Source organism: Tabrizicola sp. M-4 (assembly GCF_051132405.1).
Lineage (GTDB): Bacteria > Pseudomonadota > Alphaproteobacteria > Rhodobacterales > Rhodobacteraceae > Paragemmobacter.
This window is the reverse complement of the sequence record NZ_CP128606.1, coordinates 2401112-2426729: the sequence shown is the minus strand read 5'-3', so window position 1 is coordinate 2426729 and position 25618 is coordinate 2401112. Positions and strand designations below refer to the sequence as shown.

The following is a 25618-nucleotide window of genomic DNA, read 5'->3' as shown; positions in this document are numbered from 1 at the left end:
GAACGGTCAGGTCTGCGTGGAAAGGCTGTCGACGAAGGCGTCCAGCACGTTTTGGGTGGCATAAGGCGGCAGGGTCAGGCCGTCGAAGACGGCCTCCAGCGCGGTATGGGCGGCGGCGCGCTGATCTTCCGTCCCGCCATCGCAACCCGCAAGCCAGAGCGCCTGCGCCATCACGGCCCCGTTCAGCACATGGGCCACGGCGACAGGGTCGAGGGGGCGCAGGCGGCCCTTTGCGATCAGCTCGGCCAGATCCTCGACGATCGTGGCAAAGCCCGAATTCATCAGGATGTCCATCGCCCGCGCCCCCATGACGGCAGGCGCGTCGCGGAACAGGATGCGCGCCCGGTCTGGACGCAGGGCAAGGTCGAGATAGGCGTGATAGCAGGCCTTCATCCCCGCCCAAGGATCGGATTGCGCGTCGTAGACCGCATCCAGTTCCGTGCCGATCTCGGCATCCACGGCGCGGAAGACGGCCTCGAAAAGTCCGGCCTTGTTCTGGAAATGGTGATGCAGCGCGCCGCGCGTGACCCCGGCCTCGGCCGCCAGCGCGTCCAGCGACACCTGCGCGAAGCCCTGCGCCGCAAAGGCCCGCCGCGCCGTGGCGACAAGGCGGAGCGCTGTCAGTTCGGCCGCCTCGGCCCGGCCCTGCGGGCGGAAAGGGGCGGGAGGCGCGGAATGGGGTGTGATTGACATACGGCCCGTATGTGAGCTAGGGATTTCACATACGGATCGTATGTGAAACGGAAGGATGCGGCAAGTGGCACGGATGGCGGCGATGATCTGGCGCGAGGTGCCGGGGATCGTGGGTCTGGCGCTGCCCATCGTGATGGGCCTTGCCGCAAGCACCCTGATCGGGGTGACGGATTCGCTGATGCTTGCGCCGCTGGGGCCGGTGCCGCTGGCGGCGGTGGGCCTGACGGGGGCGGTGGCGGTGCTGTTCTATGCCGCGATCTACGGCCTGCTTTCTGCGCTTTCGGTGCGGATCGGGGCGGCATGGGGCGCGGGCGAGGGGCGGGCCATTTCCGGCATCCTGCGGTCGGGCCTTGCCTTGGGTGCCTTGGTGGGCGTCGGCTCGGCCTTGGTCATGGCCGCGCTCTGGCCGCTCCTGCCGCTTTTGGGGCAGCCGGAAGAGGTGATCGGCGCGATGCGCGCCTATTGGTTCTGGATCTGCGCCTTCCTCGTTCCCTTCGCGATCCTGACGGCCTTCAAATCCGCCTTCGAAGCGGTGGACCGGCCATGGCTCGGCACCGCCTTCGCCTTTCTGGGCGTCATCGTGAACGTGCCCCTGAACTACGCGCTGATCTGGGGCCTCGGCCCCCTGCCGCAACTGGGGCTGACGGGGGCGGGGCTGGCCTCTTTCCTTGCCGAGACCATCGCGCTGGGCGCGGCCTTCCTGTGGTGGCGGCGCGCGCCATCCATGCGCCGTCTGCGTCTGCGGCGGCAGGTGGCGCTGGGCGAGATGGGGCTGACCTTGCGCGAAGGCGCGCCGCTTGGCGCGATGTATGTCGTCGAGACGGCCTCGGTCAGCGTGGCGACGCTGATGATCGGCGCCTTCGGCACCGTGGCGCTGGCAGGCAATCAGGTGGCGCAGGCGGTGGGGGGCCTCCTCTACATGCTGCCGCTTGGCGTGGCGGGGGCCGTGGCCATCCGTGTGGCGCAAGAGCGCGGGGCGGGCAATGCCGCCGCCCTGCGGCCCATCGCGCTGGCAGCCGTGGCGGTGGCCGGGATCTGGCTGCTGGCGGCGGCGCTGACGCTGGCGCTGCGGGGCGAGGCCATCGCGCGGCTGGTGACCGATGACCCGGAGGTGGTGGCGGTGGCGGCGGCGATCTTCCTTGTCTTCGCGCCGATGCAGATCAGCGATGCGGTGCAATCGGCCATGCTGGGCGCGTTGCGCGGCCTGTCGGATACGGCTTGGCCCGCCATGGTCTCTGCCATCGCCTATTGGCCTGTCGCGCTGCCGCTCGGCTATGCGCTGGCGCATTGGGGCGGCATGGGGCCGTCGGGCATCTGGGCAGGTTACATCCTGTCGCTGGCCGGGGCAGGGGCGGCGCTGACCGCCCGCTTCTGGCGCAGAACGGCCTTGTTGGGGCAGACCGCCTCGGGCTAGATTGTGGAAACGGTTTCACATGGGAGGCACGGATGAAACGGTCGCGCATCAACGAGATCATGGCGGCGGCGGATGACATGATCCGCCATTACGGGTTCGTCCTGCCCCCCTTCGCCTATTGGTCGCCCGACGAGTTCAAGGCCCGCAAGTCGCAGGCGCAGGCCATCATCACGGCGCGCATGGGATGGGACATCACCGATTACGGGCAGGGCGCGTTCGACGAGCTTGGCCTCTTCCTCTTCACCCTGCGCAACGGCAAGCTGGCCGATCTGCAGCGGGGCGGCGGCATGTGCTATGCCGAAAAGCTGCTGATCTCGCGCAAGGACCAGCATTCGCCCTGCCATACCCATGTGATCAAGGCCGAGGACATCATCAACCGCGGCGGGGCCAAGCTCGCGGTGCGGCTGAACGGTTCGAACCCCGACGGGACCTTTTCCGAAACGCAGGGCGGCACGGTCTATTGCGATGGGGTGCCGCGCGCCTTCAAGGGTGGCGAGGTGATCCTTCTTGCGCCGGGGGAAAGCGTGACGCTGCTGCCGGGCGACTGGCATGCCTTCTGGGGCGAGGGCGGCGACGTGCTGATCGGCGAGGTGTCGACGGTGAATGACGACGTCACCGACAATGTCTTCGTGTCGAAGAAGATCGGGCGCTTCTCTGAAATCGAAGAGGATGTCGCCCCCACCCATCTTCTGGTTGCCGATTACGACCGCTGGCTTGCCTGAACTGGCTTGCCTGAAAAGGACGGGAAAAGGAAAGGGCCGCGGCATCAGGGGATGCCGCGGCCCTTTTCGTTTGGCCCGGGGATGCCGTCCCCTGTCAGGGCGTGGCGGTGGGCGTCGTCGCTGGCGCCGGGGCGGCGGCCGGGGCCTGCAGCGCGGCAGGCACGCCCTGCAGCATCGGCGTAAAGGCGGGCATCGCGGCGGGCACGGCGACCGGCTCTTCCACCTTGGGCTTCTTCGGCGCGGGCGGCGGCAGGGTCAGGCGCGTGGGATATTGCCCGTCGCGCGTCAGCACCACGACCTTCTCGCCGCCCTGGATGCGGTTGTAGAGGTCGATCACGTCCTGATTGATCATCCGGATGCAGCCCGACGAGGCATTGCGCCCGATGGACCGCCATTCCGGCGTGCCATGGATGCGATAGCCGTAATCGACGCCATTGGTGGTCAGGTAGATCGCGCGCGCGCCCAGCGGGTTCGTCGGACCGCCCGGCTGGCCGTTCTTCCATTTCGCAAGCTTGGGATCGCGGTCGATCATCTCGGGCGGCGGGGTCCAGGTCGGCCAGGGTTTCTTCTCGCTGACAATGGCCGTGCCCGACCATTCGAACCCGGCCCGCCCGACCGAGATGCCATAGCGGATCGCCTGATTCTTGCCAGTCACATAATGCAGCACGCGCTGCGAGGGGTTGATGATGATCGTCCCCGGCGCCTCATCCGTTTCGAAATAGACGGATTGGCGGCGGAACTGCTGGGGGATTTCCTCCACCGGCAGGGCGGGGATGTCGATATTGGCGTCCTTGGTGGCCAGATAGGCCCCCTCCACCTCTTTCGGGGCGCCGGGCTTGGCGGTGGTGGTGGGCATGCCCGCCTCGTTCACGCAGGCGGCGAGAAAGGCGGTAAGGCCTAGGGCAAGGATGGTCTTGCAGAGGGTGGTCAATGAAGCGCGCATCAAATCAAGGGTCCGTGATGGGCGCGGGCAATCGGGCCACGCGCGGGATTTCGCGCATGACCCTAACGTTTACAGGGGTTGAGGTCAAAGCATCAAAGCGTCGTGCGGACCTGCCAAAGCTCGGGGAAGAGCTGAACTTCAAGCATCCGGCGCAGATATGACACACCTGCGGTGCCGCCCGTGCCGCGCTTGAACCCGATCACGCGTTCGACCGTGGTGACGTGGTTGAACCGCCAGCGGCGGAAGTAATCCTCGAAATCCACCAGCTTCTCGGCCAGTTCATAGGCCTGCCAGTGCCGCGACGGGTCGCGATAGACGATCTCCCACATCTCGCGCACGCCGTCCTGCACCTCCCAAGGCCCCGCCACGTCGCGCGCCAGCACCGCTTCGGGTACCGGCAGGCCAAGCCGCGCCACATGCGCCAAGGCCGCATCATAGAGCGAGGGGCGCGCCAGTTCCGCCTGCAGCCGCGACAGGATGTCGGGGCGATGTTCATGGGGCCGCAGCATCGCCACGTTGCGGTTGCCCACGGCATATTCGATCAGCCGGTACTGCCAGCTTTGGAAGCCAGAGGATTGCCCCAGATCGTCGCGGAAGCGCGAATAGTCCGAGGGCGTCATGGTGCGCAGCACGTCCCATGCGGAATTGAGCTGTTCGAAGATGCGCGCCACGCGGGCCAGCATCTTGAAGGCCTCCTGCGCGCGGTCGGCGGCAAGCATCCGCCGCGCGGCATCCAACTCGTGCAGCGCCAGCCGCATCCAGAGTTCCGAGGTCTGGTGCTGGATGATGAAGAGCATCTCGTCATGCGCTTCGGTCAGGCAGTGCTGCGCGCCGAGGATGCGGTCGATCTGCAGATAGTCGCCATAGGACATGCGCCCGTCGAAGGACATCTGCGCACCCTCGCGGGCGGGATCATAGGGGGTTTGGGTCATCGGGCTTTCTCCGTGAAAGGGGGTGGGATCAGGAGGAAGCGGCGGCCTCTCTGTCCAGCACGGAAAGCGCGCCCATGCGCCGCCAGAGGGCGGCCCAGCCGCTGGGGCGGCAGACCGGCGGGAGGGGCGATTTTTCTGCGAAAAATCGATGCGGCCCCGCCTTGGCGGCGGGGCGCGCAGCGCCAGAATTTTCGCAGAAAATTCGTGGCATCGTCAGGTGACCTTCGCGCGGGTCTTGAACTCGGGCCGATCCCAGCTTCCGCTGGCCATGATGGCGGCAAGGATTTCGACCGCGCGGTCCACCTCCGCCTCGCCGATATAGAGCGGGGTGAAGCCGAAGCGCAGGATGTCGGGCGCGCGGAAGTCGCCGATCACGCCTTGGGCGATCAGCGCCTGCATGATGGCATAGCCCTCCGCGTGGCGGAAACTGACCTGCGAGCCGCGCATCGCATGGTCGCGCGGCGTGGCAAGCGTCAGGTCGGGGCAGGCCGCCTCCACCCCCGCAATGAAGCGGTCGGTGAGGGCAAGGGAGCGCGCGCGCAGATCGGCCATGTCCACCCGGTCCCAGACATCCAACGCCGCCTCCAGCGCGGCCAGTTGCAGCACGGGCGGCGTGCCCACGCGCATCCGTTCGATGCCGCGACCGGGGCGATATGCCAGATCGAAGGCGAAGGGGGCCTCGTGCCCCAGCCAGCCGGACAGGGCCGGCCGTGCTGTTTCGGCATGTTTCGGGGCGACGTAGATGAAGGCCGGGCCGCCGGGGCCGGAATTCAGGTATTTGTAGGTGCAGCCCACCGCGAAATCGGCGCCCACCCCGGCAAGATCCACAGGCACCGCCCCCGCCGAATGGGCAAGGTCCCATACGGTCAGCGCGCCCATCGCATGGGCCTTCGCCGTGATCGCCGCCATGTCATGCTTGCGGCCCGTGCGATAATCCACCTCGGTGATCATCGTCACGGCAACGCTCTCGTCGATGGCGTCCAGCACCTCTTCCGGGGCCACGGTGCGCAGCGCATAGCCATTGCCCAACGTCCGCACCAACCCGTCGGCCATGTAAAGGTCAGAGGGGAAATTCCCCGTATCCGACAGGATCACCTTCCGCCCCGGATTGAGTTCAAGCGCCGAGGCCAGTGCCTGATAGACCTTGATCGACAATGTGTCGCCCATCACCACCGTCCCCGGCGCGGCCCCGATAAGCCGCCCGATCCGGTCGCCGATGCGGGCGGGCTGGTCCATCCATCCGGCCTTGTTCCAGCCGGTGATCAGCATCTTCCCCCATTCCTCGGTCACCGCCTGCGCCACGCGGGCAGCGGCGGCCTTGGGCAGCGGGCCCAGCGAGTTGCCGTCCAGATAGATGATGCCTTCCGGCAGATCGAAGGCGGCGCGGGTGGCCGCGAAATCGGTTGTCATGGGTCTTCTCCGTCCTTGGCCCCCTTCCTGCCCTGTCGGCGCGCGCGGCGCAACCTTGGCGTGGGCCGTTTCGCCCCCGTTCCATCCCATGTCCGTGCCTTGCCAAGGGTCGGCAGCGGCAAAAGCCATCTTGCCATTCCCGCCGGGGTTGGAAAGAACAGGGGCCGTGTCGCGCAAGGAGGGCCGCCGCGTGCCGAAGGTGATCGACCTGCCGCCGCTCTGGCTGGCCGTCTTCATTGGCCTCGTCTGGGGGATCGGTGAGGCCGTCCCCCTGCGCATGTTCGGTGCCATTGGGGATATCGTCGCGCTGGCACTTGCCGCGCTGGGTCTCTTCCTTTTCGCCACCGCGATCTGGGAAATGGCGCGCGCCCGCACCACCGTCATCCCGCACCGGCAGGCCTCGACGCTTGTCACCTCGGGCATCTTCCGGCTTTCGCGCAACCCCATCTACCTTGGCGACGCGGCCTTCCTTCTGGCCGCGATCCTCTGGCTGGACGTGCCGCTGGCGCTGCCGCTGCTGCCCGCCTTCATGCTGGTCATCCGCCAACGCTTCATCCGCGACGAGGAGGCCCGCCTGCGCGCCGCCTTCGGTTCCGCCTTCGACGATTGGGCCGCGCGAACCCGTCGCTGGCTGTGATGGATTTGGGCAATGGGTGAAAAGATGTTCGACGGGGATTTGAAATATTCTTGCGCAGTGATAAGTGCGCGGTCACAAAGGGCGAAATGCTGCACCCGCAGCGAGAACCGGGGGAGATAGCGTGAAGATCGGGGCACCGAGAGAGATTTTCGAAGGCGAGAACCGCGTGGCGATGACGCCCGATTCGGTTCAGGCGCTGGCCAAGCTGGGGCATTCCAGCGTGATCGAGGCCGGGGCAGGGGCGAAGGCCGGGTTTTCCGATGACGCCTATCGCGCGGCGGGGGCCGAGGTGGTGGCCGATGCGCGGGCCGTGTTCGACGCCGCCGATGTGGTGGTGAAGGTCCGGGGACCGGAGGCATCGGAAGCGGCGATGCTGAAGAAGGGGCAGACGCTGATCTCCTTCTTCTGGCCGGCGCAGAACGAGGCGCTGCTCAAACAGGTGGCCGATGCCGGCGCGACGGTGGTCGCTATGGACATGGTGCCGCGCATCAGCCGCGCACAGAAGATGGACGCGCTGTCCTCCATGGCCAATATCGCGGGCTATCGCGCGGTGATCGAGGCCGGGAACAATTTTGGCCGCTTCTTCACGGGTCAGGTGACGGCGGCGGGTAAGATCCCGCCCGCCAAGGTCCTGATCGTGGGGGCAGGGGTCGCGGGCCTCGCCGCCATCGGCACGTCGGTCAGCCTCGGTGCCATCACCTATGCCTTCGACGTGCGCCCCGAAGTGGCCGAGCAGATCGAATCGATGGGTGCCGAATTCGTCTTCCTCGAATTCGAACAGACGCAGGATGGTGCGGCGACGGGCGGCTATGCAGCCCCGTCCAGCCCCGAATTCCGTGAAAAGCAACTGGCGAAGTTCCGCGAGCTTGCGCCCGATATCGACATCGTCATCACCACCGCCCTGATCCCCGGTCGGCCCGCGCCGAAGCTGTGGACCGAGGACATGGTCCGGATGATGAAGCGCGGGTCGGTCATCGTGGACCTCGCCGCCGAACGCGGCGGCAACTGCGACCTGACGGTGCCGGACCAGAAGATCGTGACCGACAACGGCGTGACCATCGTGGGTTACACCGATTTCCCGTCGCGCATGGCAGCGCAGGCCTCCACCCTTTACGCGACCAATATCCGTCACATGCTGACGGACCTGACGCCCAAGAAGGACGGCGTCATCGACCACAACATGGAAGATGACGTGATCCGCGGCGCGACCGTGGCGCATCAGGGGGCGGTCACCTATCCGCCGCCGCCGCCCAAGATCGCGGCCATCGCGGCGGCGAAGCCGAAGGAAAAGCCCAAGGAACTGACGCCCGAGGAGAAGCGCGCGCAGGAACTGGCGGCCTTCAAGAAGCAGACGCGCGACCAGATCGCGATGCTGGTGATCGGCGGCGGGCTGATCCTTGCGGCGGGCCTTTATGCCCCCGCCAGCTTCATGTCGCATTTCATCGTCTTCGTGCTGTCGGTCTATGTCGGCGTGCAGGTCATCTGGAACGTGTCGCATTCGCTGCACACGCCCCTTATGGCGGTGACGAACGCGATTTCCTCCATCATCATCCTCGGCGCGCTGATGCAGATCGGGTCGGGCAACTGGCTGGTCGTGATCCTTGCCGCGCTGTCGGTCTTCATGGCGGGGATCAACATCTTCGGTGGCTTCATGGTCACCCGGCGCATGCTCGCCATGTTCCAGAAGTCGTAAGAGGGGCACGCGAGAATGGAATACGGATTCACCACCGCGGCCTATGTCGTCGCCGCTGTCCTCTTCATCCAGTCGCTGGGCGGCCTTTCGGGGCAGGAAAGCGCGAAACGCGCCGTCTGGTATGGCATCGTCGGCATGGCCTTGGCCGTGGCGGCAACGCTCTACGGGCCGGGCGCGGGGAACTGGGTCATCTCGCTCATCATGGTCGCCGTGGGCGGCGTGATCGGCTGGTATGTGGCCCAACGCGTGCAGATGACGGAAATGCCGCAACTCGTGGCCGCGATGCACTCGCTGGTTGGCCTTGCGGCGGTCTTCATCGGCTTCAACACCCATATCGAACTGACCGCGATTGCCGGGATGGACGAGGCGGCGCGTCAGGCGCTGACGGGCTTTGCCGCCAAGGTCGCCGAGAAGACGGCGGTAGAGGTTGCGATCCTGCGGGTCGAGACGTTCCTCGGCGTCTTCATCGGGGCGGTCACCTTCACCGGGTCGGTCATCGCCTTCGGCAAGCTGGCCGGGAAGGTGGACGGCAAGGCGAAGAAGCTGCCGGGCGGGCATGTGCTGAACGCAGGGGCGGCGGTGATCTCGCTGGTGCTGCTGTTCGTTTACTTGCAGTCCGGGTCGACGCTGGCGCTTCTGGTGATGACGCTGGCCGCGCTCTTCATCGGCTATCACCTGATCATGGGGATCGGCGGGGCGGACATGCCCGTCGTCGTGTCGATGCTGAACAGCTATTCCGGCTGGGCGGCGGCGGCGATCGGCTTCTCGTTGTCGAATGACCTCCTCATCGTGGTCGGCGCGCTGGTCGGCTCGTCCGGTGCGATCCTCTCCTACATCATGTGCAAGGCGATGAACCGCTCCTTCATCAGCGTGATCCTCGGCGGCTTCGGCGGCACGACGGGGCCTGCGATGGAAGTCACCGGCGAACAGATCGCCATCGACGCCGATGGCGTGGCGGCGGCGCTGAACGATGCGGATTCGGTCATCATCATCCCGGGCTACGGCATGGCGGTGGCGCAGGCGCAGCAGTCGGTGTCCGAACTGACGCGCAAGCTGCGCGCCAAGGGCAAGAATGTCCGCTTCGCCATCCACCCCGTCGCGGGGCGTCTGCCGGGGCACATGAACGTGCTTCTGGCCGAGGCGAAGGTGCCCTATGACATCGTGCTGGAGATGGACGAGATCAACGAGGACTTCCCCGAGACCGACGTCGCCATCGTGATCGGCTCGAACGACATCGTGAACCCCGCCGCGCAGGAAGACCCGAACAGCCCAATCGCCGGGATGCCGGTGCTGGAATGCTGGAAGGCGAAGCAGGTCTTCGTGTCCAAGCGCGGGCAGGGGACGGGTTATTCGGGGATCGAGAACCCGCTCTTCTACAAGGAGAACACGCGGATGTTCTATGGCGACGCGAAGAAGTCCATCGACGCGCTCCTGCCGATGATCGAGTGACGGGGAAGGGTGCACCCAAAAGGCGCGCACCCTACGGCCGCCCTTCGGATAGGCCCCGGTCGCAAGACCGGGGCCTTTTCATGCCCACTTGCGGAAAGCCTGTCCCGGACCTGCTGCCCGTTCCCGCCCGCCCGCATCTTCGGCATCCCCCCCGCCCGCCGCCCATCCCGCGGGCTTTTCTGCAACAGCGCCCTTGCATACCCGCGTATCCCGCCATTTCACTGGAAGCCGACCGCGCCACGCCCTACCTCGCGGAAAAGACAGGCAGGATGCCCATGGCCACCATCGCAGACCACCCGCTCCGCTATGCCCTCGTGAACGAGTTGCACGCGCGGCCCTTCCCCTCGCTCGAGGTGCCCTGCCACGCCGTCTACATGGCGATCAAGGAACCGGTCGATGCCGCCAACCGCGACCGCGCCCGCGACCGCGCGCATCTTCTGGCCCTGCTGGACCGCCACGCCTCGGCCCATCCGCAACCCGATGCCACGCATTTCTCCGGCCCCATCGGGCGGCATGACCTGAAATGGGAAAGCCATACCGAGTTCGTCACCTATTCCGCCTTCGGCCCCGGCCTGTCCAAGCGCCCCTTCGACCCGGACGAGGCCGATGTCTTCCCCGAGGATTGGCTCGCCGCGGCGCCCGGCAAGCGCATCTGTTCCGTCCTCATCCGGGTGGAAGAGATGCCCGAGGATGACGAGGCGGTGATGGAAAAGCTGGAGGACTGGTTCGTCCCCGAAAGCCTTGCCGTCAGCCGCGTGGTGGATGGCGCGGCCATCGTCGCGGGCGATTTCCGCATCGATCCGGCAGGCCACATGCGCTTTGCCGTATTCGTCCGCCCCGGCACCGGCGCCCGCCGCGTGGGCCGCATCGTTCAGCGCCTTTGCGAGGTGGAGACCTACCGTTCCATGTCCATGCTGGGCCTCATGCGCTCGCGCCAGTTGACGGCGCGGCTGAACGGCCTCGACCCGCAGCTCATGGCGCTCGTCTCCGCGCTCGACACTTCGGAGCGCTCGCCCGAGGCGGCGCTGCATGAACTCCTCACGATCTCGGCGGAACTGGAAAGCCTTGCAGTGCAGTTCTCCTTCCGTTTCGGCGCGACCTCGGCCTATGAGGCCATCGTCAACCAGCGGATCGAGGTGATGCGCGAGGCGCGGATACAGGGCCGCCAGACCTTCGGCGAATTCATGATGCGCCGCTACGACCCGGCGATGCGCACGGTGAAATCCGCCGAGGCGCGGCTGAAGAGCATGGCGGAACGGGCACAGCGCGCGGCCGAACTGCTGCGCACACGGGTCGATGTGGAACGCAGCGCCCAGAACCAGAAACTTCTGGAAAGCATGGACAAACGCGCCGATCTGCAACTGCGCCTGCAACGCACGGTCGAGGGGCTCTCCACCGTCGCGATCAGCTATTACGCCGTCAACCTTGCCGCCTATGCGCTAGAGCCGCTGGCGCACAGGGTCCACCTCTCCCACGGCGCGCTGATGGCGCTCCTTACCCCGCTGGTCCTGCTGGCGGTCTGGCTCATGGTGCGCCGCATCCGCAACCATTTCGACTGACGCGCTTCCGCGCCCTTCAGCCGTTTTCAAATATCCTCGGGGGGTGAATTGGCCGCAGGCCAAGAGGGGGGCAGACAGCCCCCCTGATTTTTCGCAGAAAAATCGTCCGCCTCAGCGCCCACGGATGCGCGGGTCCAACGCGTCGCGCAGCCCGTCGCCGATGTAGTTCACCGACAGAACCGTCAGCGAAATCGCGAGCCCCGGCCAGATCACCCGCTCAGGGTATGTCCGGATCTCGGCGATCCCGTCGTAAAGCAGCCGGCCCCAGGTCGGGAAATCCGGCGGAAAGCCAAGGCCCAGGAAGGACAGCACCGATTCCGTGATGATCGCCGCCGCAATGCCCAGCGTCGCCGCCACCAGCACGGGCGACAGCACGTTGGGCAGGATGTGGCGCGTGATGATCCGGCGCGAGGGCGTCCCGATGGACCGCGCCGCCAGCACGAATTCCCGCTCCTTCAAGGCCAGCACCTCGCCCCGCACCACCCGCGCCGCCTGCATCCAGCTTGTCAGGCCGATGGCCATGACGATCAGCAGGAAGGTCCCCAGCCGGGGGCCAAGGATGCCCGCCACCGTGTCGCGGAACAGGAACATCATCACCAGCAGGAGTGGCAGCAGCGGCAGCGCAAGGAAAAGGTCCGTCAACCGCATCAGCACCCCGTCCAGCCGACGGAAGTAGCCCGCCAGAACCCCCACCGTCGTGCCGATGAAGATGGCGACCAACATCGCCACCATCCCCACGGCCAGCGAAATCCGCCCCCCGAACATCATCCGGGCCAGCATGTCGCGCCCCAACTGGTCCGTCCCCAGCGGATGCGCGAGGCTCGGCCCCTGATTGCGCATCTTGAACATCTTCACCGTGTCGCTCTCGATGAAGTTGGGATCGATCCGCCAGACCAGAGGCCCCAGCAGGCAGAACACCGCCAGCCCCCCCAGCATCACCAGCGCGGCCATCGCCCCCTTGTGCTTGCGAAACTGCGCCCAGACATCGGCCCAGGGCCCACGCACCTTTTCGATCTGCACGGCGGTCTCAGTCATAGCGGATCCTCGGGTCGAGGATGCCGTAAAGGATATCCGCGATCAGGTTGAACATCACGATCAGCACCGCGAAGATGAAGGTCACGGTCTGCACGGTGGGCAGGTCCGACACATTGATCGCCCCGATGAGCGCCGCCCCGATCCCGTTGATCTTGAAGATCTGCTCGGTCACGATGGCACCGCCGAAAACCGTGGGCAGACCCAGCGCGACCACGGTGACGACCGGGATAAGCGAATTGCGCAGCACGTGCTTCAGAACCACTTTCTGCTCGCCCATCCCCTTGGCCCGCGCGGTCCGCACGTAATCCTGACCAAGGTTCTCCAGCACCGAAGACCGGGTATAGCGGCTGATCTCCGCCGCGTTGAACAGGGCCAGCACCATCACCGGCAGCGCCATCTGCGCCAGCATGGCCTTGAAACTGGCCCAGTCCACCACCTCCAGATTGGTGTCGTAGATCGTCGGAAACCAGCCGAGGTTCACCGCGAAGATCAGGATCAGCACGTTGCCGGTAAAGAAGGTCGGGACCGAAAACCCCGCCATCGCGAAAAAGGTCCCCGCCTGATCGAACCACGAATATTGCCGATAGGCGGAATAGATGCCGATGGGCAGCGCGATCAGCACCCCGATCAGATAGGCCGTCCCCACCACGGTCAGCGTCTGGGGCAGGCGTTCCCCGATGATCTGGAACACCGGCACCTTGGATTGCCAGCTGATGATCCGTTGCGCCCCTTGGGCGAAGTCTGTCCCGAACAGGGCGTCGATACCGTACAGCGGCTCGATCCAGAAGAACTGCTTCAACCACAGGAAATAGCGCACCATGACCGGCTGGTCCGCCCCCATCGCCGCGAGCATCTTCTGCCGCACGTCCGGCGGCACGGTCAGGGGAACGTCGGAAAGCGGGCTTCCGGGGGCGAGGTCGACCAGCAGGAAGATCACGAGGCTTATCAAAAGAAGCGTCGGAATCGCGGTCATCAGTCGCCGGAGCGTGAATGTCAGCATGGACGTCCCAAGGATACTGGCAGGGAAAGGGTCGGAAAGGCGGGCGCGCGGCAGGCCGTTGCCTGCCGCGCGCCCCGGTTCAGATCACTTCACGCGGGTCCAGTCCTGGACGTTCCACAGTTCGGTGTCCCACGAGTTCATCACGAACCCGTCCAGCGTGTTGGACTTGGCCGAGAAGCGGCCGCGATCCACCAGCGGGATGACGACATTGCTGTCCTTGGTCAGCATGTCGTTCAGCTTCTTCACCAGCTCGCCCCGCGCCTCGATGCCCGAGGTGGTGGACAGCTCCTTCACCAGCGCGTCATAGGCCGGGTCGCAGAAGCGGTTGATGTTCTCGCCCTGCCACTGGTTTTCCGGGCCCGGGATCTTGTCGCAGAGGTATTGCGACATGTAGGGCTCGGCATCGGTGCCGTCGAAGTTGTTGGCATACATCTCGACATCGGCATAGAACTTCTGGAAGGTGTCGGGCGAGGCCGCGTCACCGCCGAAGAAGACCGACGCGTCGATCGACTTCAGTTCCACTTCGATGCCGATGGCATTCCACCAGCCCTTGATCAGCGCCTGGAAGTCCTGACGCACCGCGTTGACCGAGGTCTGGTAGAGGATCGAGAACTTCTTCCCGTCCTTGTCGAGGATGCCGTCACCATCGGTATCGGTCCAGCCGGCTTCGGCCAGCAGGGCCTTGGCGCCTTCCAGATCCTGCGTCAGGCATTCGGTGTTGTCCGATGCCTGATAGGCCGGGGCGGGCACGAGGTTGCAGGTCGGACGGCCCGCGCCGCCATAGCCGATATCCACCAGCGCCTGACGGTCGATGGCGATCGACAGCGCCTTGCGGACCTTCGGATCGGTGAAGATCGGATGCGGGTGCTTGACCGTGGACCGCTCGCCTTCCGGCAGGGCCGGATCGGGGTTGGTCATGTTGATCTCGATCCGCTCCACCAGCGTGCCGAAGGCATTGACGAAGGAGCCCTTGCCGCCCGCTTCCATCTGCTTCTGCTGGTCGGGGTTGATCTGGGTGTTCCACGCATAGTCGAACTCGCCCGTCTCCATCACCGCCGAGGCCGCCGCCAGCGCATCGCCGCCGCCCTTGATCGTGACCTTGCCGAAGGCGGGCTTGGCCGCGTCGCGATAGTTCGGGTTGGCTTCCAGCGTCACCACGTCATTCACCTTGAAGTCGGTGACGACGAAGGGACCGGTGCCGATGGGCTTCGAATTCTGCTCCACGCAGCTTGCCGCCGCAGCGCCGAGGCAGGCCTCGAACTGCGCCTTCTGCAGGATCGGCGCGGTGCCGCCCGTGAAGGGCTGATAGGGATAGGGCTTCGGTGCCTCGAAGGTGATGACCACGGTCAGGTCGTCGGGCGTGTCGATGGACTTGATGCCTTCGTATTTCGCGCCCTGCGCGCAGCCGCCATCGGGGGCGGTGCAGTATTCATAGGTGAATTTCACATCCGCGCTGGTCACCGGCGTGCCGTCCGACCACAGAAGCCCTTCCTTCAGCTTCCATGTGATGGTCGTCAGGTCGGCTGAAACGCCGCCATTCTCCACCGTCGGGATATCGACTGCCAGACGCGGGAAAAGCTGCCCGTCCTGATCGAAGCCCGCCAGCGGCTCCAGCACCAGCGAACCGGCCTCGACGTCCTTCGTCCCCGAGGACAGATAGGCATTCAGCGTCGAAACGGCCTGATAATAGAAGATCTTCACTTCGCCGTCGGCGCCCCGTTCGGCATGGGCCGCAGGCGCCAGCACGAAGGCCGCCGCAGCGCCCAGAAGGGCGGTTCTGAATTTCATTTCGCTTCTCCTTGTTGGTTGTGCTCGCGCACCTCGGCACCGGGGGATGCCTGCCCCCCGGCTGTATTCGCATCGAAAAGGTGGCAGGCGACGAAGCGCCCGGGTTCCACCTCGGTCAATCGGGGTTCGACATCGCGGCAGACCGCCATCACCTTGGGGCAGCGCGTGCAGAAATTGCAGCCCTTGGGCGGATTGGCGGGCGAGGGGACGTCGCCTTTCAGGATGATCCGCTGCCGCGTCGCCTCCAGCGCGGGGTCGGCCTCCGGCACCGCCGAAAGCAGCGCCTCGGCATAGGGGTGCAGGGGGCGCGCATAAAGCGCGTCGCGCGGCGAGAGTTCGGCGATCTGGCCCAGATACATCACCGCCACGCGGTCGGCGATGTGGCGGACCATGGAAAGGTCGTGGCTGATGAACAGGTAGGTCAGTCCCAGCCTGTCCTGCAGGTCTTCCAGAAGGTTCACCACCTGCGCCTGAATCGAAACGTCCAGCGCCGCGATGGGTTCGTCGCAGACGATGAACTTGGGGTTCAACGCAAGGGCGCGGGCGATCCCGATCCGCTGCCGCTGCCCGCCCGAGAATTCGTGCGGATAGCGGTTCGCAAAGCGGCGGTTCAGCCCCACCTGATCCATCAATTCATAGACCCGCGCGGTCTTCTTCGCCTCGTCCCAGTCGGTATGTTCGTCCAAGGGCTCGCCGATGATCGCCGCCACCGACATGCGCGGATTCAGCGAGGCCTGCGGGTCCTGAAACACCATCTGCATCATCGGGCGTTTCTTGCGCAGCGCGTCGGGCGGCAGGCTTGCGATATCCTCGCCGCCGATCACCACCTGTCCCGCCGTCGGTTCATAAAGCCGCAGGAGGGCGCGCCCCACCGTCGACTTGCCGCAACCGGATTCGCCAACAAGCCCAAGGGTTTCCCCCTCGAAGATGTCAAAGGAGACGCCATCCACCGCCTTCACCGCGCCCACCTTGCGGCGCAGGATGCCCGCATGGATGGGGAAGTGCATCTTCAACCCCCGCACGCTGACCAACGGGGTCTTCATCGCGCCATCAGCCATGCGCCACCTCCGGCGACCAGTGGCAGGCCACGTCATGCCCCTGACCCACGGGCTTGCCATCCACGGCGCGCCGTACGGGGTTCTCGGCCTCGCATCGCGGATGGGCATGGGCGCAGCGCGCGCGGAAGGGGCAGGCCACGGGTTCGCCCTGCAGGATCGGCGGCTGGCCTTGGATCACCTCCAGCCGGGCGGCGCGTTCCCCGGTCAGGGCGGGCACGGTTTTCAGAAGGGCGCGCGTATAGGGATGCTGCGGATTGGCGAACAGTTCCCGCACCGGGGCCTGTTCCACCACCTGCCCGCCATACATCACCATCACCCGGTCGGCGATGCCCGCGATCACCCCAAGGTCATGGGTGATCCAGACGATGGCCATGCCCAGCTTCTGGCGCAACTCCTTCACCAGTTCGATGATCTGCGCCTGAATCGTCACGTCCAGCGCCGTCGTCGGCTCATCCGCGATCAGGACGTCCGGGTCGCAGGCCAGCGCGATGGCGATCATCACCCGCTGCCGCATCCCGCCCGAAAACTGGTGCGGATAGCTCTTCAGCCGCTTCTTCGCATCCGAAATCCCCACCAGCGACAAAAGCTCTGCCGCCCGGACCTCCGCCTGCGCCTTGGTCATCCCCATATGCTTCATCAGGGGTTCCATGATCTGGTTCCCCACGGTGAAGACCGGGTTCAGGCTGGTCATCGGGTCCTGAAACACGAAGCCCACCTTCGCCCCCCGCACCGATTGCAGGTCGCGCGGCGCAAGCTTCAGCAGGTCGCGCCCCCCCAGCAGCACCTCGCCCGCCCGCACCTCGGCCGGCGGCGAGGGCAGAAGCCCGATCAGCGACATCATCGTCACCGACTTGCCCGACCCGCTTTCTCCGACCACACCCAGCAACTCACCGGGGCGCAGGTGGAAACTCACCGAATTCACAGCATGGATTTCGCCGCCGCGCGTCTTGAAAACGGTCTTGAGCCCCCGAACATCGAGGATGGGCAAAGCCCCATCGGGCATAGGAAGACCCCCCAAGGTCACATGATTATTGTTGTTTTTCCGGTGGGGGCTTTCGCCTTGCCCCGGCGTATTGGGCAGAGTGTTAGAGATTTTTCGCAATGCCGCAAGCCGCTTGTGCGGGCTGACCTTGCGTCACCCCCATTCCCTCCCGCCCGCTCTTGACCCTCCGGGGCCAAGCCTCCAACCTGAGCGTATCGCACAGGAAAGCATCACATGCCCGCGTCCACGGTCGCCTCCGCCCCGCTCTCTCCCCGCCAAATCCTTGATCGCTTGGTCAAATTTCCGACCGTTAGCCGCGACACCAACCTTCCGTTGGTGGATTGGGTCGAGGAATATCTGGCCGGCCACGGCATCCAGTCGCATCGCCACTACAACGAGGACGGCACCAAGGCCGCGCTTTTCGCCCATGCCGGGCCGTGGGAGGAAGGGGCGGTGGTCCTGTCGGGCCATACCGACGTCGTCCCCGTGGACGGCCAGCACTGGACCTCGGACCCATGGACCGTGACGGAACGCGACGGTCGTCTCTACGGGCGCGGCACCTGCGACATGAAGGGCTTCGACGCGCTGGCCATCTGGGCACTGGTGGAGGCGCATCGCCGCGGCGTCAACCGCCCCCTCCAGATCGCGCTGAGTTATGACGAGGAGGTGGGCTGCACCGGCGCCCCGCCCATGATCGCCGCCATGCAGGGCGTGCTGCCCAAAGGGGCCGCCGCCATCATCGGGGAACCCTCCACCATGAAGGTGATCAATGGCCACAAGGGCGGCACGGGCTTCCACGTCCATGTGAAGGGGTTCGAGGTGCATTCCTCGCTGCTGCCCTATGGCGTCTCGGCCATCATGGAAGGCGCGCGGCTGATCCAATGGGCCAATGACCGCAACGCGATGATCCAAGCCCAACCCCGCGCGCCGCAGGCGCTGGCCTTCGATCCGCCCTTCACCACGCTGCATGTCGGCATGATCTCGGGCGGGACCGCCCATAACATCACCGCCGCCGATTGCCGCTTCGCGCTGGAGATGCGGGTTGTCCCCGGCGAGGATCTGGAGGCCCACGCACAGGCCTTCATCGTCGAAGTTGCCCGCCTCGACGCCGCGATGAAACAGCTCCGCCCCGAGGCGGGCATCCACCTCGACCGCTTCTTCGGCGTGCCCGCCCTGACGCCGGAACGCGAAGGCGAGGCCGAGGCGATCTGCCGCCGCCTGACCGGCGACAATGCCACCGGCGTCGTCTCCTACGGCACCGAGGCGGGGCAGTTTCAGGAGGCGGGCTATTCCGCCGCCATCTGCGGCCCCGGCGACATCGCGCAGGCGCATCAGGCCGATGAATGGCTGTCGCTTGCGGAATTCGAGGCGGGCCACCGCTTCATGCAACGCCTGCTCGACGAGCTTTCCCGATGATGCGCTTTCCGATCTCCGAAACCTCGCCCGTCCGTTTCCCCGGCCCGCCCCCCGCCGCCTGCGACGTGGTGGTGCTGGGCGGTGGCGTGATCGGGGTGATGACGGCGTGGTTCCTTGCGGAACGGGGCCTGAAGGTCACGCTCTGCGAAAAGGGGCGCATCGCGGGCGAACAGTCCAGCCGCAACTGGGGCTGGTGCCGCCAGCAGGGGCGCGACATGGGCGAACTTCCCATCATGATGGAAAGCTTGGCGATCTGGAAATCGCTGGCGCAGGAAATGGGCGAGGCGCTGGGCTTCCGTCAGGAAGGCGTCCTCTACCTTGCCAAGACCGAGGCAGAGGTCGGCAGGTTCGAGGCATGGCTTGCCGACGCCAAACCGCATGGCGTCGACAGCCACATGATGACCGGCGGCGCGGTGGCCGAAAAGCTGAAGGGAAGTGCCAAGGCATGGGTCGCGGGGCTGCACACGCCCTCGGACGCCCGCGCCGAGCCGTGGCAGGCGGTGCCCCTGCTGGCCCAAGGCGCGGAGGCGCGCGGCGCGGTGATCGTCGAGGCCTGCGCCGTGCGTCGGCTGGACGTTCAGGCGGGCCGCGTGGCGGGGGTCTTCACCGAAAAGGGCCGCATCGCCTGCGATCAGGTCGTCGTCGCGGGCGGCGCGTGGTCCTCGCTCTTCCTCCGGGCCGAAGGGGTGGATATCCCGCAGCTTGCCGTCCTCGCCTCGGTCGCCGCGACGGAACCGATGGCCGAGATTTTTCCCGGCAATGCCTGCGATGACGATTTCGCCTTCCGCCGCCGTCAGGATGGCGGCTATTCCATCGCGCCCGGATCGGGGCATGACTTCTGGATCGGCCCCGACGCCTTCCGCAACCTTGGCATCTATCTGCCCGTGTTGAAGAAGGATTTCCGTTCGACGGGGTTCCGGCTTTCCGCCCCCAAGGGCTATCCCGACGCATGGGGCACCCCCCGCCGCTGGGGCGGCGACGAGGCCTCGCCCTTCGAGGCGATCCGTGTGTTGAACCCCGCGCCCAACATGGACCGCATCGCCAAGGTGCAGGCCTTCTTCGCCGCGGCCTTCCCCGGCCTTGGCCGCCCGCGCCTGCGCGCCGCATGGGGCGGGATGATCGACACGCTGCCCGATGTGGTGCCCGTGGTGGACCGGGTGGAGAAGCTGCCGGGCCTGACCATCGCCACCGGCATGTGCGGCCACGGCTTCGGCATCGGCCCCGGCATGGGGCGCGTGGTGGCGGACCTCGTGGCGGGCAATGATCCCGGCCACGACCTGCACCGCTTCCGCCTCGCGCGTTTTACCGATGGATCGCCCATGATCCCCGGCCCGTCGCTGTAAGGCGCGGGCGTTCCGCCCGCATTCCTTTCCTGTCGGAGACGCCTTCGCGTCTCCTCCGTCGTCAGGGGGCGCACGCGCCCCCTCGGCGCGTGCCGCGCCTCACCCCCTGTGGGTATTTTCGCCAAGACGAAGGGGCAGGGCGGTTGCCTTCGGCGCACGGGCGGGTTAGGCCGCGCGCCTTTCTGTCTTGGGGGCGCGGCATGGCGGGGTTGTTTGCAGGGATCGACTTCGGCACCTCCAATTCCACCGTGGGGCTGGCCGATGCCTCTGGCGCACGGCTGATCGCGCTGGAGGGGGAGGAGGTCACGCTGCCCTCCGCCGTCTTCTTCCATGCCGACGGGCCCGCGCCCGATTTCGGCCGTGCCGCCATCGCCGCCTATCTGGAGGGCGAGGAAGGCCGCCTGATGCGCGGGCTGAAAAGCACGCTGGGATCGGCGCTGGTGAATGACCGCACCGCCATCGGGGGCAGGGCGGTTTCCTTCCGCGACGTGCTGGCGCGCTTCATCGGCCATCTGCGCCTGCGGCTTGACCACGCCGCGCCGGGGATCGACCGCGCCGTCTTCGGCAGGCCCGTCCATTTCGTAGATGACGACGCCGAAGGCGATGCGAGCGCCGAAGGCGCGCTGGCCGAAATCGCCCGCGCCTGCGGGTTCCGCGAGGTGGAATTCCAGTTCGAACCCGTCGCCGCCGCCCTGCATTACGAACAGGGGCTGCGGGCGGAAGAAACGGTCCTCGTCTTCGACATCGGCGGTGGGACATCCGACCTTTCGGTCCTGCGCCTGTCTCCGGATCGGGCGCGGGCGGCAGACCGGGCGGGCGACATCCTCGCCAATGGCGGCATCCGGCTGGGCGGCACCGATTTCGACCGCCTCCTTTCGCTGGCCGAGGCCATGCCGCATCTGGGTTACCTTTCCACCAGCAAGGCGGGGCAGGGCATCCTGCCGCGCCATTACTGGCAGGATATGGCCACGTGGCATCGCATAAACGCCCTTTATGCCCCGCGTGTGATGACCGATCTGAAGAGCCTGCGGCACGAGGCCGACCGCCCCGACCTGATCGACCGCATGATCCATGTCGTCACCCACCGACACGGCCATGCCATCGCGATGGAGGTGGAGCGCGCCAAGATCGCCCTGTCGGGTGCCGAGGCCGCGCGCCTGATGCTGGCCCCACTGACCACCGGCCCCAACCCCGTGATCCGCCGCGCCGATTTCGAGGCGGCCCTTGCCCCACCCACCGCCCGCCTCCGCGCCCTGATCGCTTCGACGCTGGCCGAGGCGGGGTTGACGCCCGACCGCATCGCCACGGTCTTCCTGACCGGCGGTTCCTCGCAACTGCCCCTGCTGCAGGCCATGCTGGCCGAGGCGCTGCCCCATGCCCGCCTCGCCACCGGCGACATGCTCGGATCGGTCGGCACCGGCCTCGCGCTCGAGGCGCGGCGGCGTTTCGCCTGACGGCCCTTGCGCGCGGGCGCGTCTCCGCTAGGCTTGCCCCAAAGGAGACCGCAAATGCCCGTCAAGAACCGCTTCGCCGAACTGCTGCCCGAAATCACCGCATGGCGGCGCGATTTCCACGAACATCCCGAACTGCTCTTCGACGTCCACCGCACGGCGGCCAAGGTGGCCGATCTCCTGCGCCAGTTCGGCTGCGACGAGGTGGTCGAAGGCATCGGCCGCACCGGCGTCGTGGGCGTGATCAGGGGCAAGACGGATACGACGGGCCGCGTCGTGGGCCTGCGCGCCGATATGGACGCGCTGCCGATCATCGAACAGACGGGGGTTCCCTATGCCTCCAAGACCCCGGGCAAGATGCATGCCTGCGGCCATGACGGCCATACCGCCATGCTCCTTGGCGCGGCCAAATACCTTGCCGAGACGCGCAATTTCGACGGCACCACCGTCGTCATCTTCCAGCCCGCCGAAGAAGGCGGCGGCGGCGGGCGCGAGATGGTGGCCGATGGCATGATGGACCGCTGGGGGATCCAAGAGGTTTACGGCATGCACAACATGCCCGGCATCCCGGTGGGCCATTTCGCAATCCGCAAGGGCGCGCTCATGGCCGCCGCCGACCAGTTCGATATCACGGTGACGGGCAAGGGCGGCCATGCCGCCAAGCCGCATGATTGCGTGGATACCACCGTGGTCGCCGCCCATATCATCGTGGCGCTGCAGACCATCGCGTCCCGCAATGTCGATCCGCTGAAGCAGGTCGTCGTGTCGGTCTGCACGGTGGAAACCGATAGCACCGCCCATAACGTCATCCCGCAGGTGGTGAAGATGAAGGGCACGGTCCGCACCATGGATCACAAGGTGCAGGATTTCGTGGAAACCCGCATCTCCGAAATCGTCTCGGGCACCGCTCTGGCGCTGGGCGCGACCGCCACGGTCAATTACACCCGTGGCTACCCGGTCACCATCAATGCCGAGGAGAACACCGATTACGCCGTCGAAGTCGCGCGTCAGGTCTCGGGCCATGTCGACCCCGATACCGCGCCGCTGATGGGGGCCGAGGATTTCAGCTTCATGCTTAACGAACGCCCCGGCGCCTATATCTTCGTGGGCAATGGCGATACGGCGATGGTCCACCACCCCGCCTACAACTTCGACGACAACGTCATCCCCTTCGGCGCAAGCTGGTATGCCGGGATGGTGGAATCGCGGATGCCCGCCGCATGATCGGGGCGGGCCTCACCGCCGCCATCGGGGCGCTGCATGTCTATATCTTGGTGCTGGAGATGTTCCGCTGGGAACATCCCCGCACCCGCCGCGCCTTCGGCACGAGTGAGGATTTCGCGCGGGCAACCAAGACCCTCGCCGCCAATCAGGGCCTCTATAACGGCTTCCTCGCCGCGGGCCTCTTCTGGGCCGTGGCCGAGGGCGTCACCTCATGGGGACGCCCCCTCGCCATCTTCTTCCTTGCCTGCGTCCTGATCGCGGGCCTCTACGGCGCGGCCACCGCCAGCCGCCGCATCCTCTTCATCCAGGCGCTTCCCGCAGCCCTCGCCCTGATCGCCGTCACCCTGCGGATCTAGTCATAGCTCAGCTTGGTGGCCTTGCCGCGGAAGATCACATAGGCCAGCACCGTATAGCCAAGGATCATCGGCAGCACGATCAGCGTGCCCACAAGGATGATCGTCAGGCTCTCCGTGCTGGCCGCCGCGTCCCAGATCGTCAACTGCTCGGGCACGATATAGGGATAGAAACTGTAGGCCATCCCGAAGAACCCCAGCACCATCAACACGACCGCCCCCACGAAGGGAAACCACGCGAAACTGTCATTCGCCGTCGGCAGCCGCCGCAGCGCCAGCCACAGCAGCGCCACCAGCAGCCCAGACATCAGGGGAAGGGGGGCCAGCGCCACGATCTCGGGGAAACGGAACCACTTGTCGAAGATGCGCGCGCTCACCAGCGGCGTGGCAACGGAAACCGCCCCCATCCCCAGAACCATCCCCCAGATGCCGCCCTTGGCCCAATCCACGGCCTTCTTCTGCAACACGCCATCCGTCTTCAGGATCACCCACCCCGCCCCGATGAAACTATAGGCAACGGCCAGAGACCCTGCCGTCAGCGCGGCGAAGGCCACCTTGGCCCAAGTCCATTCCAGCCCCATCACATACATGCCCAGCATGAAACCCTGCGCCAGCGCCGTCATCAACGACCCCGCCCAGAAGGCCACATCCCAAGGCCGCTTGTGCCCAAGCGGCGCCTTGGCCCGGAACTCGAACGCCACGCCCCGCAGGATCAACCCGATCAGCATCACCGCCACCGGCAGGTAAAGCGCCGTCAGGATATCCCCATGCGCCACGGGAAAGGCCACCAGCAATATCCCGATGGCCAGAACCAGCCATGTCTCATTGGCATCCCAGAACGGCCCGATGGAGGCGATCATGCGATCCCGCTCCGCCTCTTCGGCGAAGGGGAACAGCAGGCCCACCCCAAGGTCGAACCCGTCCAGCACGACATAAAGCAGGATCGATACCCCCATCAGGGCGGCAAAGATCAACGGCAGCGCTTCCGGATCGAACATCGCACTCACTCCGCAGGCTGCATGCCGGGCGAGGCCACGGGCGCATCATAGCGCCCGCCCTTCCGCGCCAGATGGAAGATCACGCCGACATAGGCCGCCAGCAGCGCGATATAGATCGCCACATAGGCAAGCAGCGTGGACAGGACCATCCCGCTCGCGATGTCGCCCACCGCCTGCTCCACCGTAAGCACGCCCTGCACCAGCCAGGGCTGCCGCCCGATCTCGGTCGTGTACCAGCCCGCAAGCGTCGCGCCCCATCCGGCAAAACTCATCCCCGTCAAGCCCCAAAGGTAAGGCTTCGGCATCCCCTCGACGCCCCGCCGCCACAGCATCCACGCGCCCGCCCAACTGATCACCAGCATCAGCATCCCGATGCCCACCATCACCCGGAACGACCAGAAGACGGGCGCCACCGGCGGATGCATCACCTCGCCCTCCGCCGTGACGAAATCGTTCAACCCCGGCACCACCCCCGCAGGGTCATGCTTCAGGATGACCGAGGCCATGGAGGGAATCCCCACCTCAAAGGCATTGCTCCGCGTCTCCTCATCGGGCAGCGCGAATAGAAGCAGCGGCACATTGCCCTGCGTTTCCCAGTTGCCTTCCATCGCCGCCACCTTGGCCGGCTGATGCTCCAGCGTGTTCAACCCGTGCATGTCGCCCGCCAGAATCTGGATCGGGATCAGCACCGCGCCAAGGATCACGCCAAAGCGCAGCCCCGCCGCCACCTCCTGCCCGCGGTCGCCCCGCAGCCAGCGATAGGCCGACAGCCCCGCGATCAGGAAGGCCACGGTCAGCCCGCTCGCCAGCAGCATATGCGACAGGCGGTAAGGCATCGACGGGTTGAAGATGATCGCCCACCAATCCACCGCATGCACGATCCCGTCGCGGACCTCATGCCCCACGGGCGTATGCATCCAGGAATTCAGCACAAGGATCCAGAACGCGCTCATCGTCGTGCCGAAGGCCACGAGGAAAGTCGCCAGCGTATGCAGCCACCCCGGCACCCGGCTTGCCCCGAACAGCATGATCCCAAGGAAGACCGCCTCAAGGAAGAAGGCCGTCAGCACCTCATAGGCCAGCAAGGGCCCCGCCACATTCCCCACAACTTCCATGAACCCCGGCCAGTTGGTGCCGAACTGGAAGGACATGGTGATCCCCGACACCACCCCCAGCGCGAAGGACAGCGCAAAGACCTTCACCCAGAACATGTAAAGGTCCATCCATTTCCGCTCCCCCGTCCGGTTGAAGCGCAGCTTGAAGAACAGAAGCACCCATCCCAGCGCGATGGTGATCGTCGGAAACAGGATGTGGAAGGAAATGTTCGCCGCAAACTGGATGCGGGACAGCAATAGCGTATCCATGACTCACCTTTTCACAGTTGCCCCAGACATAGGCCCCGCCGCGCGCGTTGCGAGGGGTCTGCGACGGGCTGCCCCATGCGACAGGCTGTCCGTCCGCGAAGGTGGTTAATCCTTGGTCACCGCAGCGTGCGTATGCACAGTTTGCGGTACGGTT

The 25618-nt window shown here is 66.1% G+C and carries 22 protein-coding genes; 11 read left to right on the top strand and 11 right to left on the bottom strand.

Features of this window, described 5'->3' with window-relative positions:
- Nucleotides 1-6: 6 nt before the first annotated feature.
- The gene (locus TabM4_RS11905) at nucleotides 7-693 is read right to left on the bottom strand and encodes a TetR/AcrR family transcriptional regulator (protein WP_434612560.1); all 687 of its coding nucleotides are present in this window, start codon (nucleotides 691-693) and stop codon (nucleotides 7-9) included.
- Between the two features lie 55 nt (nucleotides 694-748).
- On the opposite strand from TabM4_RS11905, the gene TabM4_RS11900 reads away from it, so the two are divergent.
- On the top strand, nucleotides 749-2107 hold the full coding sequence (locus TabM4_RS11900) for an MATE family efflux transporter (RefSeq protein ID WP_434612558.1): 1359 nt from the start codon (nucleotides 749-751) through the stop codon (nucleotides 2105-2107).
- A gap of 32 nt (nucleotides 2108-2139) precedes the next feature.
- Entirely contained in the window at nucleotides 2140-2829 is a 690-nt protein-coding gene (locus TabM4_RS11895; RefSeq protein WP_434612556.1) for a D-lyxose/D-mannose family sugar isomerase, read from the top strand.
- Between the two features lie 94 nt (nucleotides 2830-2923).
- Here the strand turns inward: TabM4_RS11895 and TabM4_RS11890 are convergent, their stop codons facing one another.
- From TabM4_RS11890 to kynU, 3 genes are all read right to left on the bottom strand, one after another.
- Nucleotides 2924-3772 (bottom strand): L,D-transpeptidase, encoded by an 849-nt coding sequence (locus TabM4_RS11890; protein ID WP_434612554.1) that lies wholly within the window; start codon nucleotides 3770-3772, stop codon nucleotides 2924-2926.
- A 92-nt stretch (nucleotides 3773-3864) separates the two neighbouring features.
- Nucleotides 3865-4704 carry a tryptophan 2,3-dioxygenase gene (gene kynA, locus TabM4_RS11885; RefSeq protein ID WP_434612552.1) on the bottom strand — a complete coding sequence of 280 codons (840 nt, stop codon included), beginning with the start codon at nucleotides 4702-4704 and terminating at the stop codon, nucleotides 3865-3867.
- A 213-nt stretch (nucleotides 4705-4917) separates the two neighbouring features.
- Nucleotides 4918-6114: a kynureninase gene (gene kynU / locus TabM4_RS11880; protein WP_434612550.1), complete on the bottom strand. Its 1197-nt coding sequence runs from the start codon at nucleotides 6112-6114 to the stop codon at nucleotides 4918-4920.
- 166 nt (nucleotides 6115-6280) lie between these two features.
- On the opposite strand from kynU, the gene TabM4_RS11875 reads away from it, so the two are divergent.
- The 4 genes from TabM4_RS11875 (at nucleotide 6281) to TabM4_RS11860 (ending at nucleotide 11452) form a co-directional block, all read left to right on the top strand.
- The gene (locus TabM4_RS11875) at nucleotides 6281-6751 is read left to right on the top strand and encodes a methyltransferase family protein (protein ID WP_434612548.1); all 471 of its coding nucleotides are present in this window, start codon (nucleotides 6281-6283) and stop codon (nucleotides 6749-6751) included.
- A gap of 121 nt (nucleotides 6752-6872) precedes the next feature.
- Nucleotides 6873-8444, top strand: coding sequence for a Re/Si-specific NAD(P)(+) transhydrogenase subunit alpha (locus tag TabM4_RS11870; protein ID WP_434612546.1), 1572 nt, complete (start codon nucleotides 6873-6875; stop codon nucleotides 8442-8444).
- A gap of 15 nt (nucleotides 8445-8459) precedes the next feature.
- The gene (locus TabM4_RS11865) at nucleotides 8460-9893 is read left to right on the top strand and encodes an NAD(P)(+) transhydrogenase (Re/Si-specific) subunit beta (protein ID WP_434612545.1); all 1434 of its coding nucleotides are present in this window, start codon (nucleotides 8460-8462) and stop codon (nucleotides 9891-9893) included.
- A gap of 275 nt (nucleotides 9894-10168) precedes the next feature.
- Nucleotides 10169-11452 carry a DUF3422 family protein gene (locus tag TabM4_RS11860; protein WP_434612543.1) on the top strand — a complete coding sequence of 428 codons (1284 nt, stop codon included), beginning with the start codon at nucleotides 10169-10171 and terminating at the stop codon, nucleotides 11450-11452.
- A 111-nt stretch (nucleotides 11453-11563) separates the two neighbouring features.
- Here TabM4_RS11860 and TabM4_RS11855 read toward each other — a convergent pair whose 3' ends face one another.
- From TabM4_RS11855 to TabM4_RS11835, 5 genes are all read right to left on the bottom strand, one after another.
- The gene (locus TabM4_RS11855; protein WP_434612541.1) at nucleotides 11564-12487 is read right to left on the bottom strand and encodes an ABC transporter permease; all 924 of its coding nucleotides are present in this window, start codon (nucleotides 12485-12487) and stop codon (nucleotides 11564-11566) included.
- Nucleotides 12480-13487, bottom strand: a complete 1008-nt coding sequence (locus TabM4_RS11850) for an ABC transporter permease (protein ID WP_434612539.1) — start codon at nucleotides 13485-13487, stop codon at nucleotides 12480-12482. Before TabM4_RS11850 ends, TabM4_RS11855 begins: the two co-directional genes overlap by 8 nt.
- Nucleotides 13488-13571: 84 nt before the next feature.
- Nucleotides 13572-15275, bottom strand: a complete 1704-nt coding sequence (locus TabM4_RS11845; RefSeq protein WP_434612537.1) for a peptide ABC transporter substrate-binding protein — start codon at nucleotides 15273-15275, stop codon at nucleotides 13572-13574.
- The gene (locus TabM4_RS11840) at nucleotides 15272-16333 is read right to left on the bottom strand and encodes an ABC transporter ATP-binding protein (RefSeq protein ID WP_434612535.1); all 1062 of its coding nucleotides are present in this window, start codon (nucleotides 16331-16333) and stop codon (nucleotides 15272-15274) included. Before TabM4_RS11840 ends, TabM4_RS11845 begins: the two co-directional genes overlap by 4 nt.
- Entirely contained in the window at nucleotides 16326-17336 is a 1011-nt protein-coding gene (locus TabM4_RS11835) for an ABC transporter ATP-binding protein (RefSeq protein WP_434612533.1), read from the bottom strand. The genes TabM4_RS11840 and TabM4_RS11835 overlap by 8 nt, the downstream gene beginning before the upstream one ends.
- 213 nt (nucleotides 17337-17549) lie before the next feature.
- On the opposite strand from TabM4_RS11835, the gene argE reads away from it, so the two are divergent.
- The 5 genes from argE to TabM4_RS11810 all read left to right on the top strand — a co-directional run bounded on the left by argE (nucleotide 17550) and on the right by TabM4_RS11810 (nucleotide 23105).
- On the top strand, nucleotides 17550-18731 hold the full coding sequence (argE, locus tag TabM4_RS11830) for an acetylornithine deacetylase (RefSeq protein ID WP_434612531.1): 1182 nt from the start codon (nucleotides 17550-17552) through the stop codon (nucleotides 18729-18731).
- A complete protein-coding gene (locus TabM4_RS11825; RefSeq protein WP_434622050.1) occupies nucleotides 18731-20074 on the top strand; it encodes an NAD(P)/FAD-dependent oxidoreductase in 1344 nt (447 codons plus the stop codon). The genes argE and TabM4_RS11825 overlap by 1 nt, the downstream gene beginning before the upstream one ends.
- Nucleotides 20075-20274: 200 nt before the next feature.
- On the top strand, nucleotides 20275-21528 hold the full coding sequence (locus TabM4_RS11820) for an Hsp70 family protein (RefSeq protein WP_434612529.1): 1254 nt from the start codon (nucleotides 20275-20277) through the stop codon (nucleotides 21526-21528).
- A gap of 54 nt (nucleotides 21529-21582) precedes the next feature.
- A complete protein-coding gene (locus TabM4_RS11815) occupies nucleotides 21583-22749 on the top strand; it encodes a M20 aminoacylase family protein (RefSeq protein WP_434612527.1) in 1167 nt (388 codons plus the stop codon).
- Nucleotides 22746-23105, top strand: coding sequence for a DUF1304 domain-containing protein (locus tag TabM4_RS11810; RefSeq protein ID WP_434612525.1), 360 nt, complete (start codon nucleotides 22746-22748; stop codon nucleotides 23103-23105). Before TabM4_RS11815 ends, TabM4_RS11810 begins: the two co-directional genes overlap by 4 nt.
- Here TabM4_RS11810 and TabM4_RS11805 read toward each other — a convergent pair.
- Together TabM4_RS11805 and TabM4_RS11800 are read right to left on the bottom strand one after the other, a co-directional pair.
- Complete coding sequence (locus TabM4_RS11805; RefSeq protein ID WP_434612523.1) at nucleotides 23102-24100, bottom strand: cytochrome d ubiquinol oxidase subunit II; 999 nt, start codon at nucleotides 24098-24100, stop codon at nucleotides 23102-23104. The genes TabM4_RS11810 and TabM4_RS11805 overlap by 4 nt on opposite strands.
- Nucleotides 24101-24105: 5 nt before the next feature.
- Nucleotides 24106-25464, bottom strand: a complete 1359-nt coding sequence (locus tag TabM4_RS11800) for a cytochrome ubiquinol oxidase subunit I (protein WP_434612521.1) — start codon at nucleotides 25462-25464, stop codon at nucleotides 24106-24108.
- Nucleotides 25465-25618 lie beyond the last annotated feature (154 nt).

Bases quoted from the DNA above. Each gene is read 5' to 3' on its own strand.
- TabM4_RS11850 (WP_434612539.1), bottom strand. From the start codon at position 13,487: ATGCTGACATTCACGCTCCGGCGACTGATGACCGCGATTCCGACGCTT.
- TabM4_RS11905 (WP_434612560.1), bottom strand. From the start codon at position 693: ATGTCAATCACACCCCATTCCGCGCCTCCCGCCCCTTTCCGCCCGCAG.
- TabM4_RS11845 (WP_434612537.1), bottom strand. From the start codon at position 15,275: ATGAAATTCAGAACCGCCCTTCTGGGCGCTGCGGCGGCCTTCGTGCTG.
- TabM4_RS11860 (WP_434612543.1), top strand. From the start codon at position 10,169: ATGGCCACCATCGCAGACCACCCGCTCCGCTATGCCCTCGTGAACGAG.
- TabM4_RS11900 (WP_434612558.1), top strand. From the start codon at position 749: ATGCGGCAAGTGGCACGGATGGCGGCGATGATCTGGCGCGAGGTGCCG.
- kynA (WP_434612552.1), bottom strand. From the start codon at position 4,704: ATGACCCAAACCCCCTATGATCCCGCCCGCGAGGGTGCGCAGATGTCC.
- TabM4_RS11865 (WP_434612545.1), top strand. From the start codon at position 8,460: ATGGAATACGGATTCACCACCGCGGCCTATGTCGTCGCCGCTGTCCTC.
- TabM4_RS11815 (WP_434612527.1), top strand. From the start codon at position 21,583: ATGCCCGTCAAGAACCGCTTCGCCGAACTGCTGCCCGAAATCACCGCA.
- TabM4_RS11840 (WP_434612535.1), bottom strand. From the start codon at position 16,333: ATGGCTGATGGCGCGATGAAGACCCCGTTGGTCAGCGTGCGGGGGTTG.
- TabM4_RS11805 (WP_434612523.1), bottom strand. From the start codon at position 24,100: ATGTTCGATCCGGAAGCGCTGCCGTTGATCTTTGCCGCCCTGATGGGG.
- TabM4_RS11810 (WP_434612525.1), top strand. From the start codon at position 22,746: ATGATCGGGGCGGGCCTCACCGCCGCCATCGGGGCGCTGCATGTCTAT.
- TabM4_RS11825 (WP_434622050.1), top strand. From the start codon at position 18,731: ATGCGCTTTCCGATCTCCGAAACCTCGCCCGTCCGTTTCCCCGGCCCG.
- TabM4_RS11835 (WP_434612533.1), bottom strand. From the start codon at position 17,336: ATGCCCGATGGGGCTTTGCCCATCCTCGATGTTCGGGGGCTCAAGACC.
- argE (WP_434612531.1), top strand. From the start codon at position 17,550: ATGCCCGCGTCCACGGTCGCCTCCGCCCCGCTCTCTCCCCGCCAAATC.
- TabM4_RS11820 (WP_434612529.1), top strand. From the start codon at position 20,275: ATGGCGGGGTTGTTTGCAGGGATCGACTTCGGCACCTCCAATTCCACC.
- kynU (WP_434612550.1), bottom strand. From the start codon at position 6,114: ATGACAACCGATTTCGCGGCCACCCGCGCCGCCTTCGATCTGCCGGAA.
- TabM4_RS11890 (WP_434612554.1), bottom strand. From the start codon at position 3,772: ATGCGCGCTTCATTGACCACCCTCTGCAAGACCATCCTTGCCCTAGGC.
- TabM4_RS11800 (WP_434612521.1), bottom strand. From the start codon at position 25,464: ATGGATACGCTATTGCTGTCCCGCATCCAGTTTGCGGCGAACATTTCC.
- TabM4_RS11895 (WP_434612556.1), top strand. From the start codon at position 2,140: ATGAAACGGTCGCGCATCAACGAGATCATGGCGGCGGCGGATGACATG.
- TabM4_RS11855 (WP_434612541.1), bottom strand. From the start codon at position 12,487: ATGACTGAGACCGCCGTGCAGATCGAAAAGGTGCGTGGGCCCTGGGCC.